This window comes from Variovorax sp. P1_H12_2 (assembly GCF_056405335.1).
In genome coordinates, this window is sequence record NZ_JBFUCI010000056.1 from 1 (window position 1) to 21,056 (window position 21,056).

The window sequence follows — 21,056 nt, forward strand, 5'->3', positions numbered from 1 at the left end:
GCGATGCCCAGCGCCTCGAAGAACGCCGGCAGCACCTCGTGCGCCTGCCGGTGCATGAAGTCGACATCCCAGGTTTCGTCGGCCCCGCGCGGCGTCGAGCGGCCGTAGCCGGGGCGCGAGAACACCAGCCCGCGGAAGCCGCCGGCTTCGCACAGGCGCTCGGGGAAATCCTTCCACATCGCGATCGACCCGAGGCCTTCGTGCAGGAAGACCACCAGCGGCGCGTCGGTGCGTTCGGGGGCGATCCGCGCGTACTCGATGCGCACTTCCTTTCCCCGCCAGCGGATGGCGGCGAATTCGGAGTCGGTGGTCATGGTTTCGCCGCCGGGCCGCCCCAAGGCGAAACGCGCCCCCTCGGGGGGCAGAGAGGACACGAAGTGCCGAACGTGGGGGTCATTTCTGCTCCCGCTCGCGAAGACGGAATCGCTGGATCTTTCCGGTGGCGGTTTTTGGAAGTTCCTCCACGAACTCGATGAAGCGCGGGTACTTGTAGGGCGCCAGGCGTTCCTTCACGAAGGCCTTGAGCTCGTCGTCGCTGACCGACTGGCCGTCCTTGCGCACCACGAAGGCCTTGGTCTTCGTGAGCCCGTCGGCGTCCTCCTTGCCGATCACCGCGGCCTCGAGCACCGCCGGGTGCTGCATCAGCGTGGCCTCGACCTCGAAGGGCGAGACATAGATGCCGCTGACCTTGAGCATGTCGTCGCTGCGGCCCGCATAGGTGTAGTAGCCGTCGGCATCGCGCGAGTACTTGTCGCCGCTCTTGGTCCAGCCGTCGCGGAAGGTCTCGCTGCTCTTCTCGGGGTTGCCCCAGTACATCAGCGCGGTGCTCGGGCCCTTGATGTAGAGGTCGCCGACCTCGCCGACCGCGACCGGGCGGCCGTCCTCGCCGCGCAGCTCGATCTCGTAGCCCTCGACCGGGCGGCCGGTGGTGCCGTAGCGGATGTCGCCCGGCCGGTTGGAGAGGAAGATGTGCAGCATCTCGGTCGAGCCGATGCCGTCGACGATCTCGCAGCCGAAGTGCTGCTGGAAGCGCTGCGCGATCTCGCCCGGCAGCGCCTCGCCGGCCGAGGAGCACATGCGCAGCGCGACCGCCTCGCGCGCCGGCAGGCGGGGCGAGGCGAGCATGCCCGCGAAGCCGGTCGGCGCGCCGAAGAACACGGTCGGCTTGTGGGCGCCGGTCCAGCGCTTGAAGGTGGCATCGGGCGTGGGGCGCTCGGCCATCAGCAGCACGGTGGCGCCGACCGACAGCGGGAAGGTCAGCGCGTTGCCGAGTCCGTAGGCGAAATACATCTTCGCGGCCGAGAAGCAGATGTCGTTCTCGGTCAGGCCGAGCACCGGCTTGCCGTAGAGCTCGGCGGTCCACCAGGGGTTGGCGTGCGTGTGCACCGTGCCCTTGGGCTTGCCGGTGGAGCCGGAGGAATAGAGCCAGAAGGCGTGGTCCTGCGGACCGGTGGCCGCCGGTGCCGCGAGCGGTTCGCTGGCGGCGATGGCGGAGTCGAAATTCCGCGCGCCCTCGGGCAGCGGGCCGTCGGGCTGCGAGACGAACAGCGTGCGCAGCGCGTTCGGTCCCTTCGCCATCGCCTCCTGCAGCACCGGCAGCAGCGCGCCCGACACCAGCGCGGTGGTGGCGCCGCTGTGGTCGAGCATGTAGGCGTAGTCGTCGGCCGTGAGCAGCGTGTTCACCGCCACCGGCACCACGCCGGCATAGAGGCAGCCGAGGAAGCTCACGGGCCAGTCGCTGCCGTCGAGCATCAGCAGCAGCGCGCGCTCCTCGCGTCGCGCGCCGCTCGCCAGCAGGGCCGCGGCGAGCCGGCGCGCGCGGTCCTCGAGCTGGCCGTAGCCGAGCGCGCCGCGGTCGTCGACATAGGCGATCTTCTGGGCGCGGCCGCGGTTCAGCACGAACAGGTGTTCGGCGAAGTTGAATGTGTCGGGCAGGTTCATCGTGTGTCTCCTTCGGTCCTTGTCTGCTGAAGCCCGAGCTGCGCCAGCACGCCGGGGCTGGCCTGCACGGCGCTCTTGCGGTGATAGAAGCCCAGCGCCCGCAGGCCGCCCAGCTCGGCGCCACCGCCGGCGCGGCCGGGGCCGCCGTGCAGCGACATCGGCATCACGTTGCCGTGGCCGGTCTGGGCCTGCGCCACCTCGGGCGTGATCACGTGCACGCGGCCGTGGCTGGCGGCGACCTGCACGGCAACCCGGCCGAGCTCGGCATCGTCGGCGCCGTAGAGCGAGGTCACCAGCGAGCCCTGGCCGCGATGCGCGAGCGCGACCGCATGGTCGAGGTCGCGGTAGGGCAGCAGCGTGGCGACCGGGCCGAAGACCTCGACCTCGTGCACGCGGTCGGCCGCGTCGGCATCGCGCGCGCCCAGCAGCACCGGGCCGATGCAGGCGGCGACGGCCGGGTCGGCGTCGACCAGCGGCGCGGCGCTGCCATCGTGCAACACGCCGGCCTGCGCCTTGAGCGCCTCCAGCCCTTCGCGCACCGCGGCCAGCTGGGCGCGGCTCACGAGCGACCCCATGCGCACGCCCTCGTTGCGCGGATTGCCGACGGTGATGCCGGCCAGCTTGGCGCCGATGGCTTGCGCCGCGGCGTCGTAGACCGCGGCGGGCACCAGGATGCGGCGGATGGCGGTGCATTTCTGGCCCGACTTCACGGTCATCTCGCGCACCACTTCGCGCACCAGCAGATTGAAGGCGTCGGAGCCCGGCGCCGCATCCGGCAGCAGCAGGGCGGAATTCAGGCTGTCGGCCTCGATGTTGACGCGCGCCGAGCGCTGCGCCACCGCGGGGTGCGAGCGGATCACGGCGCCGGTTTCGGCCGAGCCGGTGAACGAAACCACGTCGAAGGGTTCCAACTGGTCCATCAGCCCTGCCGAGCTGCCGCAGACCACCGACAGCGCGCCGGCCGGCAGTACCCCGGCCTCGACCACGTCGCGCACCATCCGCTGCGTGAGCCAGGCGGTGGAGGTCGCGGGCTTCACGATCACCGGAACGCCCGAGAGCAGCGCCGGCGCGGCCTTCTCCCACAGGCCCCAGGACGGGAAGTTGAAGGCGTTGATGAACAGCGCCACGCCGCGCGTGGGCACCTGCAGGTGCTGCGACTGGAACAGCGGTTCCTTGCCGAGCTTGACCGGTTCGCCGTCGCGCAGCGCGCGGACGTCGCCGAGCGCGTCGCCCCACTTGGCGTACTGCCCCACGGTGAAGATCGCGCCGTCGATGTCGACCGCCGAGTCGTTCTTCACCGTGCCCGAATTGGCGGTGGCGATCTCGTAATAGGCGTCGCGGTGGGTTTGCAGGACCTTCACGATCGCGGCCAGCAAGCCGGCGCGCTCGCGGTAGGTCAGGGCGCGCAGCGCCGCGCCGCCCGTTTCACGGGCGAAGCGGAAGGCGCCGGGGAGGTCGAGCCCGGTCGCGTCGACCCGCGCCAGCTCGGTGCCGAGCACCGGATCGACGAGCGCCGTGCCGGCGCCGCTGCCGGCCTGCCAGCGTCCGGCGACGTAGTTGGGGAGAAATTCGGTCATTGCGGATGGTTCCAATCGTCTGTTCGTGAAACACCGCGGAACCGGCTTCGCCGGGCCGCAGGTGTTGCCCCCTGCAAGGGGGTGGGCGGCTACACGCAGTGAGCCAACCTGGGGGTGTGGGTCATTTGGTGAACTGGATTTGCCCTTCGGGCAGGAGATAAAGAACCAGCGCGCGCCCTTGTTCGACCGTGGGGTGATGGGCGCTCCCGGGCGGATAGACGCACCAACCGGCCGGCCGGCCGTCGAAGGTCGCGTCGCCCTCCAGCGGCATGATCAAATCGATCTCGCCATTCGGATGCGTGTGGTGCGGCCCGGCGATGTCCCGCATGTCGACCACGTCGACCGAAAAGCGGCCCAGCGCGTCCTCGGCCTTGAACACCCGTCCATAGCGGATGCCGCCGCCCTCGCGCTCGCACAGCCAGCCTTCGGCCACGCCCTCGACGCAGGCCTGCTTGAGGCCTTCGAAGGTGGGGCTGCCGGCGCCATGCTGGCTGTTGAGCCAGCGGTCGAGCTCGTCGTCGAGCGGCCGGCCGGCGATCTGCGACGCCAGGTCGGCGACGCGCTGGTGGAAGGCTTGCTTGGACATGGGATATTTCTTCGTGCGTGGGGAACAACTTGCGGCAAATGCTTTCGTGCAGTATCTTGCCTGTACACGAACCATAAGCACCGACACAGTGAGTGTCAAGCAATATAGTGCATGAGTGCGCGTTAACCCTGAGTTGCGGGCCATCGAGGACAACGAGAAAGAGCCATGAACGAGCGAGCTGTCGACGCGGTATTGACCGTGCCCCATGAGGCGACCCCGCCGGCCGAGGAGGCCAAGAACCCGCTGCTGGCGGCGCTGGGCGAGCGCGTGCGCAACCTGCGCGCCCGCCGCGGACTGACGCGCAAGGCCGTGGCGCAGGCGGCCGAGGTCTCGGAGCGCCATCTGGCCAATCTTGAATACGGCATCGGCAACGCCTCGATCCTGGTGCTGCAGCAGGTGGCGACCGCGCTTCAGTGCTCGCTGGCCGAGCTGGTCGGCGACGTGACCACCACCTCGCCCGAATGGCTGCTGATCCGCGAGCTGCTCGAGGGCCGCGGCGAGGCCGACCTGCGCCGCGCCCGCATCGCGCTGGGCGAATTGCTCGGCACCGCGGCCGGCGACCCGGCGCGGCACCGGCGCATCGCGCTGGTCGGGTTGCGCGGGGCAGGCAAGTCCACCCTGGGCCAGATGCTCGCGGACGACCTCGAAGTGCCTTTCGTCGAACTGAGCCGCGAGATCGAGAAGTTCGCCGGCTGCAGCGTGCGCGAGATCCACGACCTCTACGGCACCAACGCCTACCGCCGCTACGAGCGGCGCGCACTCGAGGAAACGGTGCAGATCTACAGCGAGGTGGTGATCGCCACGCCCGGCGGCATCGTCTCCGATCCGGCCACCTTCAACCAGCTGCTGGCGCACTGCACCACGGTCTGGCTGCAAGCCGCACCCGAGGAACACATGGGCCGGGTGGCCGCCCAGGGCGACACCCGCCCGATGGCCGCCAGCAAGGAGGCGATGGACGATCTGCGCCGCATCCTGAGCGGCCGCGCGGCCTTCTATTCGAAGGYCGACCTCAGCGTGGACACCAGCGGGCGCGGCCTGGCCGACAGCTTCCAGCTGCTGCGCACGGCCGTGCGCGAGGCCATGGCGCAGGAAGTCTGAGGCCGGCGTTGCAGGACCTGTAAAAAAGTCATTCCAGTGTTGACGCGTCCGCAAACATGCAGCATGATGCATGTCCTGGCGCTCGAAAACTGCATTATTGTTCCTCGACGCCCCCGAACCCCACAGGAGACCTCGACATGACCGACACTGCCGCTCACCCCGCCCGCGTGGATTACCGCACCGATCCCACGCAGTACCGCCACTGGACATTGAGTGTCGAGGGCCCGGTGGCCCGCCTGTCGCTCGACATCGCGGAAGACGGTGGCATCCGCCCGGGCTACAAGCTCAAGCTCAACAGCTACGACCTGGGCGTCGACATCGAGCTCAACGACGCGCTGAACCGCGTGCGTTTCGAGCATCCCCAGGTGCGCTCGGTGATCGTCACCAGCGGCAAGGACCGCATCTTCTGCTCGGGCGCCAACATCTTCATGCTCGGCGTCTCGAGCCATGCCTGGAAGGTGAACTTCTGCAAGTTCACCAACGAGACCCGCAACGGCATCGAGGACTCGTCGAAGCATTCGGGCCTGAAGTTCCTCGCGGCGGTCAACGGCGCCTGTGCCGGCGGCGGCTACGAGCTGGCCCTGGCGTGCGACGAGATCCTTCTGGTCGACGACCGTTCCTCCTCGGTCTCGTTGCCCGAAGTGCCGCTGCTCGGCGTGCTGCCCGGCACCGGCGGCCTGACCCGCGTGACCGACAAGCGCCGCGTGCGCCATGACCTGGCCGACATCTTCTGCACCAGCGTCGAAGGCGTTCGCGGCCAGCGCGCCGTCGAGTGGCGCCTGGTCGATGCGATCGCCAAGCCGGCCCAGTTCGGCGCCGCGGTGCAGGAGCGCGCCGCCAAGCTGGCCGAAGGCAGCCTTCGCCCGGCCGAAGGCAAGGGCGTCAGCCTGGCACGCCTCGAGCGCGAGGACGGCGCCGACAGCCTGCGCTACGAGCACGTCACGGTCGAGATCGACCGCGCCCGCCGCACCGCGACCCTGACGGTCAAGGCGCCGAAGGGTGCGCAACCGGCCGACATCGGCGCGATCGAAGCCGCCGGCGCCGGCTGGTGGCCGCTCGCGATGGCGCGCCAGCTCGACGACGCGATCCTGAACCTGCGCACCAACGAGCTCGACATCGGCACCTGGCTGCTCAAGACCGAGGGCGATGCCCAGGCCGTGCTGGCCAGCGACGCCACCATGCTGGCGAACAAGGACCACTGGCTGGTGCGCGAGACCATCGGCGCGCTGCGCCGCACGCTGGCCCGGCTCGACGTCTCGTCGCGCAGCCTGTTCGCCCTGGTCGAAGAGGGCTCCTGCTTTGCCGGCACCTTGGCCGAGCTGGCCTTCGCGGCCGACCGCGCCTACATGCTGGCGCTGCCCGACGCGCCCGAGAAGGCGCCCAAGCTGACGCTGAACGAGCTCAACTTCGGCTTCTTCCCGATGGTCAACGACCAGAGCCGCCTGCAGCGCCGCTTCTATGAAGAGAGCGCTCCGCTGGAAGGCGCGCGCGGCGCCGCCGGCAAGGCGCTGGATGCCGACGAAGCGCTGAAGCTCGGCCTGGTCACGGCCGCGCCCGACGACATCGACTGGAACGACGAGATCCGCATGGCGATCGAGGAACGCGCCGCGATGTCGCCCGACGCGCTGACCGGCCTCGAAGCCAACCTGCGCTTCGCCAGCAAGGAGAACATGAACACCCGCATCTTCGGCCGGCTCACCGCCTGGCAGAACTGGATCTTCAACCGCCCCAACGCGGTCGGTGCCAAGGGTGCCCTGAAGGTCTACGGCACCGGCGAGAAGGCCGGCTTCGACTTGAACCGCGTCTGATCCATCCGCCCACAACGAACTCCCAAAGGAAGCACGCCATGAGCACGGTCAACTACAGCGAAAAGATCCCCAACAACGTCAACCTCGGCGAAGACCGCACGCTGCAGCGCGCGCTCGAAGGCTGGCAGCCCAACTTCGTCAACTGGTGGGACGACGTCGGCCCGGATGGCTCGACCGCCTACGAGGTCTACCTGCGCACGGCGGTCAGCGTCGACCCGCAGGGCTGGGCCCAGTTCGGCCACGTGAAGATGCGCGACTACCGCTGGGGCATCTTCCTGAACCCGGGCGACGCCAACCGCGAGATCCACTTCGGCGACCACAAGGGCGAGAAGGCCTGGCAGGACGTGCCTGGTGAGCACCGCGCCAACCTGCGCCGCATCATCGTCACGCAGGGCGACACCGAGCCGGCCTCGGTCGAGCAGCAGCGCCACCTGGGCCTGACTGCGCCCAGCATGTACGACCTGCGCAACCTCTACCAGATCAACGTGGAAGAGGGCCGCCACCTGTGGGCAATGGTCTACCTGCTGCACAAGCACTTCGGCCGCGACGGCCGCGAAGAGGCCGAGGCGCTGCTGCAGCGCCAGTCGGGCGATGCCAACAACCCGCGCATCCTGGGCGCCTTCAACGAGAAGACGCCCGACTGGCTGGCGTTCTTCATGTTCACCTACTTCACCGACCGCGACGGCAAGTTCCAGCTGTCGGCGCTGGCCGAGAGCGCCTTCGATCCGCTGGCGCGCACCACCAAGTTCATGCTGACCGAGGAAGCGCACCACATGTTCGTGGGCGAGAGCGGCGTGTCGCGCGTGCTGCAGCGCACCGCGCAGGTCATGAACGAACTCAAGACCGACGATCCGCAGAAGGTGCGTGCGGCCGGCGCCATCGACCTCGGCACCATCCAGCGCTACCTGAACTTCCACTACAGCGTGACCATCGACCTGTTCGGCGCCGACCAGTCGAGCAACGCCGCGATCTTCTACAGCTCGGGCCTGAAGGGCCGCTACGAAGAAGGCAAGCGCACCGACGACCACGTGCTCAAGGGCCAGACCTACAAGGTGCTCGAGGTGGTGAACGGCCAGCTCGTCGAGAAGGACGTGCCGATGCTCAACGCGCTCAACGAAGTGCTGCGCGACGACTTCATCAAGGACTCGGTGGCCGGCGTGCAGCGCTGGAACAAGGTGCTCGAGAAGGCCGGCATCCCGACCCGCCTGACCGTGCCGCACAAGGCATTCAACCGCCAGATCGGCGCGCTGGCCGGCATCAAGATGTCGCCGGACGGCCGGGTGGTGAGCGAGGCCGAATGGGCCGCGAAGAAGGGCGAATGGCTGCCGACGCCCGATGACTTTGCTTTCGTGGCATCGTTGATGGGCCGGGTGGTCGACCCGGGCAAGTTCGCCGGCTGGATCGCGCCGCCGGTGATGGGCATTAACCGTCAACCTGTGGATTTTGAGTACGTTCGCTTCGGCTGAACTGTTGCTCGCCCCCAGGTTGCCCGGCACTTCGTGTCCGGGCGCCCACCCCCTACCGGGGGCAACACCAGCGGCCTGGCCACGCCAGCTCCGCGGTGTTTCACGAAGGGGCCGGCGCTATGCGCGGCCGGGGCGGTACAAGTACCCTGAACGGTATGGACCGTCTGGACGATAGAGGAGACCCACGATGGACATGGCAGTCGATGTTTCTGTGATCAGGCAGCACCTGATCGACCCCGAGATCTGCATTCGCTGCAACACCTGCGAAGCCACCTGCCCGGTCGATGCGATCACGCACGACGACCGCAACTACGTCGTTCGTGCCGATGTCTGCAACGGCTGCATGGCCTGCATCTCGCCGTGCCCGACCGGCTCGATCGACAACTGGCGCACCATGCCCCTGGTGCGCGCCTACTCGATCGAGGAGCAGCTGACCTGGGACGAGCTGCCGGCCGAACTCACGCCCGAGCAGCTCGAGGCCGAAGGCGTCGGTGCGCCACAGGAGGCGCTGCTGCAGCAAGTGCCGGCCGCGCCGCCGCAGCCGCCAGCGGCGCCCGGCGAAGTGGTTTTCGATTCGGCGCAGTACGGTTCCACCGTGCCGCCCTGGTCGGCCGCGCACGCCTACACCAACCTGCATCCGCCGAAGAATCCGACCACCGCCACCGTGGTGGGCAACTTCAACTGCACCGAGGCCGGCTTCGAGAACCAGACCCACCACATCGTGCTCGACTTCGGCRCCATGCCGTTCCCGGTGCTCGAGGGCCAGTCGATCGGCATCATCCCGCCCGGCACCGATGCCAACGGCAAGGCGCACTTCGCGCGCCAGTACTCCATCGCGAGTCCGCGCAACGGCGAGCGGCCGGGCTACAACAACATCTCGCTGACCGTGAAGCGCGTGCTGGAGGACCACCAGGGCAAGCCGGTGCGCGGCGTGGCCAGCAACTACGTGTGCGACCTCAAGGTCGGCGACAAGGTGCAGGTGATCGGGCCTTTCGGCGCCTCGTTCCTGATGCCGAACCACCCCAAGTCGCACATCGTGATGATCTGCACCGGCACCGGCAGCGCACCGATGCGCGCCATGACCGAATGGCGCCGGCGGCTGCGCAAGAGCGGCAAGTTCGAGAGCGGCAAGCTGATGCTGTTCTTCGGCGCCCGCACGCAGCAGGAGCTGCCGTACTTCGGTCCGCTGCAGACGCTGCCCAAGGACTTCATCGACATCAATTTCGCCTTCTCGCGCACGCCGGGAAGCCCCAAGCGCTACGTGCAGGACCTGATGCGCGAGCGCGCCGCCGACCTGGCCGAATTGCTCAAGGACGGCCAGACCCACTTCTACGTCTGCGGCCTCAAGAGCATGGAAGAGGGCGTGGTGCTGGCGCTGCGCGACGTCGCGACGGAGGCCGGTCTGGACTGGGACACGGTCGGCTCGGGCCTCAAGCGCGAAGGCCGCCTGCATCTGGAGACATACTGAGACCTTGCGGGACAGACCAAGAAACTGCGCAGCAGTTTTTGCTCTGTCCTCAACTGACCAGAAAGAACTGCCACGATGAAGTTCGCCGACTTCCATGCGGGCCGCGTCATCGAGGCCGGCCCGTACCTCGTGACCGAGGCGGAAGTCCTGCAGTTCGCTCGGGCCTACGACCCGCAGTGGTTCCACACCGACGCCGAGGCGGCGTCCGAGGGGCCCTTCGGCGGCCTGATCGCGAGCGGCTGGCACACCAGCGCGATCGCGATGCGGCTGGTCACCGAGGCGGCGCTGGCCGGCTCCGAATCCTTCGCCTCGCCGGGCCTGGCCTTCCTCAAGTGGCCGAATCCGGTGCGCCCGGGCGACAGCCTGCGCCTGCTGGCCGACGTGATCGAGGTGCGGCGCTCCGAGAAGCGGCCGACGCTGGGCATCCTGCGCTGGCGCTGGCGGCTCTTCAACCAGCGCCAGTTGCCGGTGCTCGACCTCGAGGCGACCAGCCTGTTCAGGCTGCCGGCCTGATCCCCGCCACGCAGGCCGATCCCGCCCGGGCGCTTCAGTCGAGCAGGCCGTTGTGCACCGCGTACTGCACCAGCTGCGCGTTGGAGGCGACCCCCAGCTTCTCGAGGATCCGCCGCCGGTAGGTGCTCACCGTCTTCACGTTGATCAGCAGCCGTTCGGCGATCGCGGTCAAGGCCTCGCCCGCGACGATCATCCGCATGATCTGCGACTCGCGCGCCGACAGGTGCTCGTGCGGTCGCGGATGAGGCGCCAGGCCGTTCACCGAGTCGAGCAGCGCGTCGGTCACCGCGGGGGTGATGAACTTCTTGCCCCGGTTGACGTTGCGGATCGCCGCGATCAGGTCGCTCGCCTCCATGTCCTTGGCCACATAGCCCTTGGCGCCGTTGCGCAGCGCCCGGATGGCGTACTGCGGCGCCGCGTACATGCTCAGCATGACGACGTGCACCGCCGGGAAGCGCGCATGGACCGTGTCGAGCACGTCCAGCCCGCTGGTGTCGGGCAGGTTGATGTCGAGCAGCAGCACGTGGGTGTCGCCGCGCTCGAGCAGCGCGAGCCCGTCGCGCCACTCGCCGGTCTCTTCGACCCGCGCGATGTCCGGCGCATCCTGAAGCACCTTGCGCAGGCCCGAGCGGAACATCGCATGGTCGTCGATGATCAGCACGTTGATCATGCGCGCAGCAGCGGGTTGTCGATGATCGGTGCGTGCAGCGTGATCCGGGTGCCGGCGCCCGGGGCGGAGTCGATCAGCAGGGTGCCGCCGATCTCGTGCGCGCGCTCGCGCATGGAGATCAGTCCGAGCGAATGGCGGGTGGCGTCGTGCCGGATGCTGCCGGCGCCGGGCATGCCGCAGCCGTTGTCCTCGATCTCGAGCCAGAAGGCGTCGTCGCTGCGGCGCAGGCGCACCGCCACGGCGGTCGCCCTGGCATGGCGCGCCACGTTGGTCAGCGCCTCCTGGAAGATCCGGTAGACCGCGATCGAGCGCCAGCGGCACAGGTCGAGATCGAACTCGTCCGGCTGCATGCTCACCTTGAGGCCCGAGCGCTCGCGGAAGCGGGCCAGGTGGCCCGCGATCGCGGCGTGCAGGCCCAGGTGGTCGAGCAGCTGCGGGCGCATCGATTCCGACAGCTCGCGCACGTTGTCGATGGCTTCGAGCAGCAGCGCGTTCAGGTCCGTCGCAATGCCGCGGATGGTGCGCGAGCGCGAGCGGCGCGAGATGCGCCCGACGTCGAGCTTCATCGAGGTCAGCAGGCCGCCCAGCACGTCGTGCACCTCGCGCGCGTAGTCGGCGCGCTGCTGTTCGCGGATGCTGTTGAGGTGCGAGGCGAGCTGGCGGTACTCCTGCCGCGACTGCTGCAGCTCGGCATCGCGCTGCACCTGGGCGCTGACGTTGACGCCGACCCCCACGATCGCCGGCTGCCCGCGGTACTGCATGGCCTCGCCGTGCACTTCGATGTAGACCACGCGGCCGTCGCGGTGCAGGCCCTGCGTGATGAAGCGCATGCTCTTCACCTCGCCCGAGATGCGCCGGTTGTAGCGGTCCATCACCTCCGCCTCGTAGTCGGGCGGCACGCACTCGCGCAGCGGGCGTCCGGTCATCTCGTCGACCGAGTAGCCGGCCATTGCGCCGAAGGTCGCGTTGGAATACTGGAAGTGCTCGTCCTGCAGGATGTAGATCCCGGCCACGGACTGCTCCACGATCCCGCGAAACGGAACGGGTTCGATCCCGCTTGTATCAAGGGGTTCGTGCGTCATGGTGTTTTGCGCCCACCGGTCTCCCGGCGCACGCAGCCTTGTCTCCGATTGTTTTCTATCTAGTTAATCCATTGTGCCRCCTCGGACTGCGGCTCGCATCCGCGTTAAGCCGTAGACGCGTCGGTAGTTCCCCTGGGGCCGGGGCCCGTTTATCTGACACGAACTTCCCGTTGATCTGACTGGTCGTTGGAGCGCGCTCTCACTAGCATCGGACGGCGTGCCGCCTCTGGCGCGCGCCCACAACGAGAACGACGGAGACAAGCGAATGAACGAGTGCTGGAAGCAGGCGCGGCTCGCGGCTGCCTGGATGGGGGTCGCCTTGACCGCGGTGGCGCTGGTCGCGTGCGGTGGGGGCAGCAGTGGCGGCGCGGGCCTGTTCAGCCCGCCCGCAACGCAGACACCGGCGGCCTCCGGCGCCGGCGGGGTGCCGACCGCCGCCCCGGTCAGGCCGGGTCCGGGCACGCCGGTTGTCCCGGAATCCGGTACGCCGCGGCCCGAAGTCTCGCTGGCGGGCCTCAAGTTCTGGCTCGGCGAAATGGGGCCGTCCGGCGAAACGGCCTTCAGCGGGCCGCAGCAGCAGCCCTTCCTGTGCCTGACCCAGCTGTCGAGCCTCGGCGCGCCCGAGGTCGACAACCACGAAGGCATCGGCCAGCCGATCTACCAGAAGCCAGGCGACGCCAGCAGCCCCTTGCTTGGCCACAGCCGGTACTGCGGCGTGAAGACCCAGTTGCGCTACGTCTACTACAACGGCAGCGACTTCGCGGCCTTCGATCCGGCGACCCAGTTCACCACGCCGCCGGCCGACATGCGGCGCGTGCAGGTCAACGGCGTCGACGTGCCGTTCGTCGTGCGCGTGGAGGCAGGCACCATCAACCGCTTCGCCTACAGCGTGGCGATGCTGGCGCCGTTCGCGGAGACCACCGCGCAGCCGAAGGACCTGGACAACACGGCCTGGAACAAGAAGCTTGTCTACTGGATGCGCGGCGGCGTCGGCATCGGCCACCAGCAGGGCAAGGCGATGTGGTTCGGCGGCCTCTGGAGCGAGGAGAAGCCGGTCATGCCGCGCCTGCTCGAGCAGGGCTATGCGGTCGTTTCTTCCTCGGGCAACGAGACCGGCGTGCACTACAACCTCCAGCTCGGCGAGGAAACGGCCGTGATGGTCAAGGAGCACTTCGTCCAGACCTATGGGGCGCCCAAGTACACGGTCGCGATGGGGATCTCGGGCGGCGCGGTGCAGCAGTACGTCTATGGCCAGAACCGGCCCAAGGGCCTGTTCGATGGGGGCGTGCCGATCCAGTCCTATCCCGACATGGTGACGCAGGTGACCTACGTGTCCGACTGCTCGCTGCTCGAGCAGTACTTCAAGGACGAGACGGCGCTGGCCCCGGGATCGATGTGGGCCACCTGGAGCAGTCGCACGCTGATCGAGGGGCTTGCGACCAGCGACACGCTGAAATCTTCCGAGTGCGTCAAGAGCTGGCTGGGCGCCGGGCCGCTGGTCTTCAATCCGACCTTCATCGTTCCTGACTATTTCGCTGCCGCGACCACCCTGGGCTGGCCCAACGCCTTCGCCAACGTCAAGTGGACCCACTGGAACGACCTGGCCAACATCTACGGCACCGACGCCCAGGGCTTCGCGCCGATCCCGATCGACAACGTCGGCGTGCAGTACGGGCTGCAGGCGCTGAAGGACGGCGCGATCACGACCGAGGAGTTCCTGCGCATCAACGCCTGTGCCGGCAGCTGGAAGGAACAGAACGAATTCGTCGACTGGCTGTCTGGCACCGACCCCTTCGACAGCCGCAACATGCGGCGCAGCGCGGACTGCCGCACCGACGCGGGCACGCCAGCGCCGCGCCGCAGCGGCAGCCTCAAGGCGATGAACCTGGCCTACACCTCGGGCCAGGTGTTCACCGGCAAGACGCTGGACATCCCGCTGATCGACCTGCGGCCGTGGAAGGAAGACGTGCTCGACATGCACAACTCCCGCCAGTCCTTCTCGGCCCGCGCCCGACTGGTGGCCGGCGGCGGCAATGCCGCCAACCAGGTGATCTGGTTCACGCACGAGACCAGCAAGGCCGACGTGGCCACGCGGGCGACGGATGCGCTCGCGGTGCTCGACGCCTACCTCACGAGCGGCGCCAGGCCGGCACGCTTCGCCGACCAGTGCTTCGACGCGGCGGGCCAGTCCATCGCGGCCGGCCCCGGGGTGTGGGGCGGCATCCTGGACAAGAACAGCGCGGGTGCCTGCACCCAGGCCTTCAAGGTCAACACCAGCCCGCGCATGGTGGCTGGCGACTCGTACCGTGGCGACCTGTTCAAGTGCACGCCCAAGCCGGTCGCCACGGCGCTGGCCRACGGCACCTACGCGCCGAGCGCGGGCGGCGCGGCCGATCCGTTCAGCACGGCCGAGAAGGCCTGGCTGAACCGGATCTTCGCCGCCGGCGTCTGCGACTACGCCAAGCCCGACCTGGGCCGGCCCGCGGGCCTGTGAGCCCGAACGAGAACGACAAGGAGACCTCGATGAACCCCGTGAAACGCGACGCCCGGCTGCGGCCCCCTCTCCTGGCAGTGCTCGCCGGCAGCCTGCTGCTGGGCGCGCTGGCCTCCTGCGGCGGGGGCAGCAGCGGGAGCTCCGCCGTCGGCCTGCCTCCGGCCAGCACCGTCGCCCCGCCGCCGGCGGCCGCCGGTGGCGTTTCCGACCCGGTGAAGACCACGCCGGGGGCGCTCAAGATCGCGGTCCTGTCGAGCCGCCCCGACCTGGTCAGCGGCGGCGATGCGTTGGTCGAGGTCGACGTGCCGAAGGGGCTGGATGCCGCCGAGGTGCGTGTGCTGCGCGATGGCACCGACGTGAGCGCGATGCTGAAGGCCTCGGCCGATGGCCGCACGCTGCGCGGACTGGTGTCGGGCCTGGCGCTCGGGAGCAACCAGCTGGTCGCGCAGGCCGGCCCGGGCAAGGCCCAAGGCGAGCTCACGCTCACCAACCATCCGATCACCGGCCCGATGTTCTCGGGCCCGCAGCTTTCGCCCTTCGAGTGCCGCACCTCCGAGTCCGGCCTGGGCGCGCCGCTGGACGCGAGCTGCTCGGTCGCCACGCGCTACGACTGGTTCTATTTCACGGCGGCCGGCGTGCGCAAGCCGCTGGGCGACCCCTTGGGCGCGCGGCCGGCCGATCTGGCGACGGCGACGACGATCGACGGCAAGACGGTGCCCTTCATCGTGCGGGTCGAGTCCGGCACCATCAACCGCTCGATCTACCGCATCGCGGTGCTCGACGACCCCGCCGTCGCCGGCCAATGGAACAGCGCCGGCTGGAACCAGCGCGTCGTGTTCCGCTTCGGCGAGTCGACCGCCGCCCAGTACAACCAGGGCGCCAGTTCGGTGAACGAGGCCTTCAAGGCCGATCCCGTCGACCAGCAGAGCGTGAAGGCGCTGGAGCGCGGCTTCGCCTACGTGGTCTCGACGCTGAACGTCAACAAGGTGAACGTCAACGACGTGGTCGCCGCCGAGACCGCCACCATGCTGCGCGAGCACATCGCGAAGGCCTACGGCGTGCCGCGCTGGGTGGTCGGCATGGGGGGCTCGGGCGGTGCGATCCAGCAGATGCTGATCGCGCAGAACTATCCGGGCATCCTCGACGGGATCATGCCGGACTCGGCCTTTCCGGATGTCTTCGGCACCGCGATGGCGGTCTCGGACTGCCGGCTGCTGAACCGCTACTTCATCGCCAACCCACCGGCCAGTTCCACGGTGCGCAGGGCCTTCGAAGGCCACCTGAACACGCCCTTCGGCATCACCTGCGCCAGCTGGGACAAGGGCAACGGCGACGCCGTGCTGGCCACCAGCGGATCGGTCACGCCGGCCTGCGGCCTGAACGACGGCACCAAGGTCTACAGCCCGCTGACCAACCCGGCGGGCGCGCGCTGCACGGTGTACGACATCAACGCCAACAGCCTCGGGCGCGACCCCGCGACCGGCTTCGCGCGCCGTCCGCTGGACAACGTCGGCGTGCAGTACGGCCTCGACGCGCTTCGCAAGGGCCTCGTCACCACGACCGAGTTCCTGGACCTGAACGAGACCATCGGCGGCTACGACGTCGACGGCAACATCGTGAAGCCGCAGCGCACGGTGGCCGACGCGCAGGCGCTGGCGCGAAGCTATGAACTGGGCCGGATCGGCTCGGGCGGCGGCGGCCTGGCGACGGTGCCGATCCTGAGCGTGCATCCCTACGCCGAGCCCGGCGGCGACATCCACACGATCTACAACGACATCAAGATCCGAGAGCAACTCCAGAAGGCCAACGGCCGCGCCGACAACCAGGTGATCTGGCTGTTCCCGCACCCGGACCTGGCCAAGCTGGTCGGCAAGCCGGAGCAGGTCCTTCCGCTGTCGCTGCTGTTGAAGGACCTGATCCTCACCCGCCTCACGCTCATGACGTCCTGGCTGGACGGCATCACCGCCGACCCGGCCACGCTCACGGCCGACAAGGTGGTGCGGCACAAGCCGGGCGACGCGGTCGACTCGTGCTGGGACGTGAACGACAGCGCCCGCTACATGGAGGCGGCCACCATGAGCGGCAGCGGCAAGTGCAACACGCTCTATCCGAAGACCCCGGCGCCGCGCATGGTGGCGGGCGGCCCGGTGAGCGACGACGTGCTCAAGTGCCAGCTCAAGCCCGTGGACGTCGCGGACTATGCGCCGGCGGTGTTCACCGGGCCCGAGGAGGCGCGGCTGAAGGCGATCTTTGCGCAGGGCGTGTGCGACTTCAGCAAGCCGGGCGTGGGGCAGGCCAAGCTGAAGGGGACCTGGCTGCGCTACTGATGCCCCCACGCTCCGCACTGCTCACTGCGCAGGCGGCGGCCGCCAGTCCTCCTTGGCCACCAGCACCGGGGTGGCGGGCTGGAGCACGAAGTTCGGCGACATGATCTGCACGCCGTACTCGTTGAAGACGTCCTGGACGTGGCCGTGCAGCGTGTTGAGCACGTCGTACTTGGGCGCCCCCGCGCGCATGAAGACGTTGAGCTCGTACTCGACGTAGAAATCCTGCAGCCGCACCTGCCGCACCGCGGGCGGCGGATCGGCCAGCAGGTCAGGGGTCCGGCCGGCGGCCATCACGAGCATGGCATGCACCTGGCGCCAGGGGCTGTCGTAGCCGATCGTGACCGAGGTGGACAGCGCGATGCCGCGGCCGCTGGTCCTGCTGGTGTCGCTCGAATTCAGGATCCGGGTCGCGACCACCAGCGAGTTGGGCAGCGTGACCTCCTGGTCGAGGCGGTTGCGCAGCTTGGTCGAGAGCGTGCCGAGCTCGATCACGTAGCCCTCGGCCTCGCCGATCTGCACGTAGTCGCCGGGCTGCAGCGCCCGCGAATAGATCAGCACGAAGCCGGACATGATCTGCGACACCACGCCGGACGAGCCGAGCGTCACCAGCACGCCGAAGAACACGCTCAGGCCCTTGAACGCATCGGAGTCGGACCCCGGGATGAAGGGATAGGCGACCACCGCCGCGAACAGCCACACCAGCACCACCGTCAGCCGCCGCGTGGCGCCGATGGTGTCGGCCTGCAGCGCCGCGACCTTCACGCCGCTGGCGTGCGCGGCATTGAACAGCGCATGCAGGCCGCGCACCACCAGGTGCRCCATCAGGAAGATCGCAGCGACCAGCGCCAGGTCGGGGAGCGCGTGCAGCACCGCGACCGCGATCCCCGAGGCCACCGCGAACAGCGAGCTGTCGAGCGTCTCGCCCCATGGATGGGTGTAGGGGAAGCGGGTCAGCGCGTAGGCGAGCCAGACGTACACCGCCATCAGCATCAATGCGAACTTGAGCCACTGGATCGCGTAGCCCAGGGCCGACACGATGACCCGGCGAGCGTGGAACAGGGGCCGCGCGGCCGCGCGTGCGTGCAGGGCCTGCATCCGGGCCTCGATGCCGGCGGCCAGCCGCCGCAGCGCGAACACCACCGCCGCGAGGGCCGCCGTGGCGAGGGCGACCCAGCCGAGCGAGATCGCGAACTGGCGCGTGCTGCTCTGCGCCTGCCGTGCGAGCAGGGCCTCGTGCAGTCGCGCGGCGGCCTGCGCAGCGACCTGCGCCACCCCCGGATCGCCCGGCTCCAGATCGCTGGCAAAGATCGCGAACAAGGTCCCGCCTTCGAGCATCACCGCATAGCCCGGCACGCCTTCATGGGTGAAGCTCGCGACCTCGACGGGCGCGCCCAGGCTTTCCAACCGGAGCTCGCGGATGCGCTCGGTGGCGCGATGGGCGCGCTGCTGCGGCGAGAGGCCGAACATCGGCACGCGGAAGACGAAGACCTGGCGATTCCACACCTTCAGCGAAGCGCTCGTGGGCGCGGCTTCCTGGGCCGCGCCGGCGCCCGCCGCCGCGGTCAGGAGCCAGGCCAGCAGCAAGACGGCCCGGCGCAGGGGCGCCCCGAGATGGGCGACGAAACAGAAGAAACGAATAAGAGCCATCCCGGGTGCCAAGCGAGCCTCAACGGGCCTGCAGCGTTGCAGTCCCGAACTGTGCCAGGAGGGCCGGCGCCGCTGTGGTCGCCGCCGCCTTGGGTTCCTTCGGTTTCGGCTCGCAGCCAGCGAGCGCCGCCGTCGCCAGGCAGATGGCAATTGGAAGTGCAAGGCTTCGATGCGTCATGGTTGCTCCTTGTGAACCGGCAGAAAGTACACCACGATCGGCCGGCCCGGACAAGGCGCGCGGTGCTTTCCCGCATTGATGCGCCGGCGCCCGCCGCGTTAGGCTGCGGGGGTGAACCCAACAACCCCCGCCCCCTTCGTTCCCCGGATCCGCCTGTACCAGGAGTGGCTGCGCGACACGCGCGGCCTGAGCTTCGACACCTATGACGCGCTGTGGCGCTGGTCGGTCACCGACCTGCCGGCCTTCTGGCAGAGCATCTGGGATTTCAGCGGCATGCAGTCGCCGACGCCGGCCAGCGCCGTGCTGGCCGAGGCGCGCATGCCCGGCGCGCGCTGGTTCCCGGGCGCCCAGGTGAACTACGCACGCGAGGTGCTGCGCCATGTGGACGCGGCGCATGCGGCGGGCATGCCGGCCGTCATCAGCGAGAACGAGCGGGGCGAGGTGCGCGAGATGTCCTGGCCCGAGCTTCGGCGCCAGGTCCATGCCTTCGCGCTGACGTTGCGCGCGCTCGGCGTCGGGCGCGGCGACCGCGTCGCGGCCTACCTGCCGAACGTACCGGAGACCTTGATCGCCTTCCTGGGCTGTTCCAGCGTCGGTGCGATCTGGAGCGTCTGCGCGCCGGACATGGGCACCGCCGCGGTGGTCGACCGATTCCGCCAGATCGAGCCCAAGCTGCTGATCGCCGCCGACGGCGTGCATTACGGCGGCAAGCCGCTGGATCGCAGCGCCGTGGTGCAGGAACTGCGCGCCTCGCTGCCCAGCGTGGGCCGGCTGGTGCTGCTGAAGACGCCTTACGCCGCGCAGCAGGTCGCGGCCGATGCCGACTGGACCGCCGCCGTGGCGCGCGACGATGCCGAGGTCGCGGCCTTCGAGCCCGAATGGCTGCCCTTCGACCACCCGGTCTGGATCGTCTACTCGAGCGGCACCACCGGCCTGCCCAAGCCGATCGTGCACGGGCAGGGCGGCATCATCGTCAACATGTACGCCGGCGGCCTGCATCACGACTTGGGCCCGAGCTACAGCGCCAACAACTTCGGCGAGCGCTACCACTGGTACAGCTCGACCGGCTGGGTGATGTGGAATTCGCAGCTCTCGGGCCTGGCTTTCGGTTCGACCATCTGCATCTACGACGGCCACCCGGCCGGCAGCCGCGAGAAGCCCGACTGGGGCGTGCTGTGGCGCTTCGTCGCCAGGCACCGGGTCAGCTTCTTCGGCGCCGGCGCGGCCTATTTCGCCAGCTGCATGAAGGCCGGCCTCGAGGCGAAGGACTGCGGCGATCTCGCGGGCGTCCGGGCGCTGGGCAGCACCGGCTCCCCCTTGGCCGAGGAGGTGCAGCGCTGGGGCACAGCGCAGCTGCTGGCGGCCGGCGCGCCCACGGTCTGGTGGTACAACATTTCCGGCGGCACGGATTTCTGCGGCGCCTTCGTCGGTGGCAACCGCGAGTTGCCCGAAGTTCCGGGCCAGATGCAGTGCCGCTTCCTAGGCGCCGCGGTCGACGCCTGGAACGAGGCCGGCCAGCCCGTGATCGGCGAGGTCGGCGAGCTCGTCTGCACGCAGCCCATCCCGTCGATGCCGCTGCGCTTCTGGGGCGACGAAGGCAACGCGCGCTATCTGTCGAGCTACTTCGACACCTACCCCGGCGTCTGGCGCCACGGCGACTGGATCCGGATCGGCGAGGACGGCGGCTGCATCATCTACGGCCGCAGCGACGCCACCATCAACCGCCAGGGCCTGCGCATGGGCACCAGCGAGATCTACAACGCGGTCGAAGGCCTGCCCGAGGTGCTCGACTCGATGGTGGTCGACCTCGAATACCTGGGGCGCGAGAGCTACATGCCGCTGTTCGTGGTGCTGCGCGAGGGCGCGGTGCTCGACGACGCCCTGCGCGGCCGGATCCACCACGCGATCCGCACCTCGCTGTCGCCGCGCTTCGTGCCCGACGACACCTTCCAGGTGGCCGAGATCCCGCGCACGCTGTCGGGCAAGAAGCAGGAGCTGCCGATCAAGAAGCTGCTGCTGGGCCAGCCGATCGAGAGGGTCGTGAACCGCGAGGCAATGGCCAACCCGGCCAGCCTCGATTGGTACGTCGCGTTCGCGGAACAACGCTCGCCCCCAGGTCGGGCTCACTGCGTGTAGCCCTCCCACCCCCTACCGGGGGCAACACCAGCGGCCCGGCGAAGCCGGTTCCGCGGTGTTTCACC

Annotated in this window: 15 protein-coding genes; 8 read left to right on the forward strand and 7 right to left on the reverse strand. The window is 69.1% G+C overall.

Annotated features, from left to right (window positions below; translation table 11 throughout):
* From AC1D2K_RS08580 to AC1D2K_RS08595, 4 genes are all read right to left on the reverse strand, one after another.
* Positions 1-314 (reverse strand): alpha/beta fold hydrolase (locus AC1D2K_RS08580; protein WP_478087911.1); only part of this gene is annotated, 314 nt, incomplete at its 3' end.
* Positions 315-393: 79 nt separating this feature from the next.
* Positions 394-1,941, reverse strand: coding sequence for a benzoate-CoA ligase family protein (locus tag AC1D2K_RS08585; RefSeq protein WP_478087912.1), 1,548 nt, complete (start codon positions 1,939-1,941; stop codon positions 394-396).
* Positions 1,938-3,518, reverse strand: coding sequence for a 3,4-dehydroadipyl-CoA semialdehyde dehydrogenase (locus AC1D2K_RS08590; RefSeq protein ID WP_478087913.1), 1,581 nt, complete (start codon positions 3,516-3,518; stop codon positions 1,938-1,940). The genes AC1D2K_RS08585 and AC1D2K_RS08590 overlap by 4 nt, the downstream gene beginning before the upstream one ends.
* Before the next feature lie 121 nt (positions 3,519-3,639).
* Positions 3,640-4,104, reverse strand: a complete 465-nt coding sequence (locus tag AC1D2K_RS08595; RefSeq protein ID WP_478087915.1) for a 4-hydroxylaminobenzoate lyase — start codon at positions 4,102-4,104, stop codon at positions 3,640-3,642.
* A gap of 165 nt (positions 4,105-4,269) precedes the next feature.
* On the opposite strand from AC1D2K_RS08595, the gene AC1D2K_RS08600 reads away from it, so the two are divergent.
* The 5 genes from AC1D2K_RS08600 (at position 4,270) to AC1D2K_RS08620 (ending at position 10,457) form a co-directional block, all read left to right on the forward strand.
* The gene (locus AC1D2K_RS08600; RefSeq protein ID WP_478087916.1) at positions 4,270-5,202 is read left to right on the forward strand and encodes a helix-turn-helix transcriptional regulator; all 933 of its coding nucleotides are present in this window, start codon (positions 4,270-4,272) and stop codon (positions 5,200-5,202) included.
* Positions 5,203-5,339: 137 nt separating this feature from the next.
* Positions 5,340-7,010 (forward strand): 2,3-epoxybenzoyl-CoA dihydrolase, encoded by a 1,671-nt coding sequence (boxC, locus tag AC1D2K_RS08605; RefSeq protein WP_478087918.1) that lies wholly within the window; start codon positions 5,340-5,342, stop codon positions 7,008-7,010.
* Positions 7,011-7,048: 38 nt separating this feature from the next.
* Entirely contained in the window at positions 7,049-8,476 is a 1,428-nt protein-coding gene (boxB, locus tag AC1D2K_RS08610) for a benzoyl-CoA 2,3-epoxidase subunit BoxB (protein ID WP_478087919.1), read from the forward strand.
* Positions 8,477-8,663: 187 nt separating this feature from the next.
* Complete coding sequence (gene boxA, locus AC1D2K_RS08615; protein WP_478087921.1) at positions 8,664-9,944, forward strand: benzoyl-CoA 2,3-epoxidase subunit BoxA; 1,281 nt, start codon at positions 8,664-8,666, stop codon at positions 9,942-9,944.
* A gap of 75 nt (positions 9,945-10,019) precedes the next feature.
* Entirely contained in the window at positions 10,020-10,457 is a 438-nt protein-coding gene (locus AC1D2K_RS08620) for a MaoC family dehydratase (RefSeq protein WP_478087923.1), read from the forward strand.
* A 34-nt stretch (positions 10,458-10,491) separates the two neighbouring features.
* On the opposite strand, the gene AC1D2K_RS08625 is transcribed toward AC1D2K_RS08620, so the two are convergent.
* Positions 10,492-11,127, reverse strand: a complete 636-nt coding sequence (locus AC1D2K_RS08625; RefSeq protein WP_478087925.1) for a response regulator — start codon at positions 11,125-11,127, stop codon at positions 10,492-10,494.
* Positions 11,124-12,209 carry a PAS domain-containing sensor histidine kinase gene (locus AC1D2K_RS08630; protein WP_478087927.1) on the reverse strand — a complete coding sequence of 362 codons (1,086 nt, stop codon included), beginning with the start codon at positions 12,207-12,209 and terminating at the stop codon, positions 11,124-11,126. The genes AC1D2K_RS08625 and AC1D2K_RS08630 overlap by 4 nt, the downstream gene beginning before the upstream one ends.
* A 265-nt stretch (positions 12,210-12,474) precedes the next feature.
* On the opposite strand from AC1D2K_RS08630, the gene AC1D2K_RS08635 reads away from it, so the two are divergent.
* Positions 12,475-14,703, forward strand: a complete 2,229-nt coding sequence (locus AC1D2K_RS08635) for a DUF6351 family protein (protein ID WP_478087929.1) — start codon at positions 12,475-12,477, stop codon at positions 14,701-14,703.
* A gap of 29 nt (positions 14,704-14,732) precedes the next feature.
* The gene (locus AC1D2K_RS08640; RefSeq protein ID WP_478087931.1) at positions 14,733-17,030 is read left to right on the forward strand and encodes a DUF6351 family protein; all 2,298 of its coding nucleotides are present in this window, start codon (positions 14,733-14,735) and stop codon (positions 17,028-17,030) included.
* A gap of 21 nt (positions 17,031-17,051) precedes the next feature.
* On the opposite strand, the gene AC1D2K_RS08645 is transcribed toward AC1D2K_RS08640, so the two are convergent.
* Entirely contained in the window at positions 17,052-18,677 is a 1,626-nt protein-coding gene (locus AC1D2K_RS08645; protein ID WP_478087933.1) for a mechanosensitive ion channel family protein, read from the reverse strand.
* 289 nt (positions 18,678-18,966) lie between these two features.
* Between AC1D2K_RS08645 and AC1D2K_RS08650 the strand changes: the two genes are divergently transcribed.
* The gene (locus AC1D2K_RS08650; RefSeq protein ID WP_478087935.1) at positions 18,967-20,991 is read left to right on the forward strand and encodes an acetoacetate--CoA ligase; all 2,025 of its coding nucleotides are present in this window, start codon (positions 18,967-18,969) and stop codon (positions 20,989-20,991) included.
* Positions 20,992-21,056: the final 65 nt, after the last annotated feature.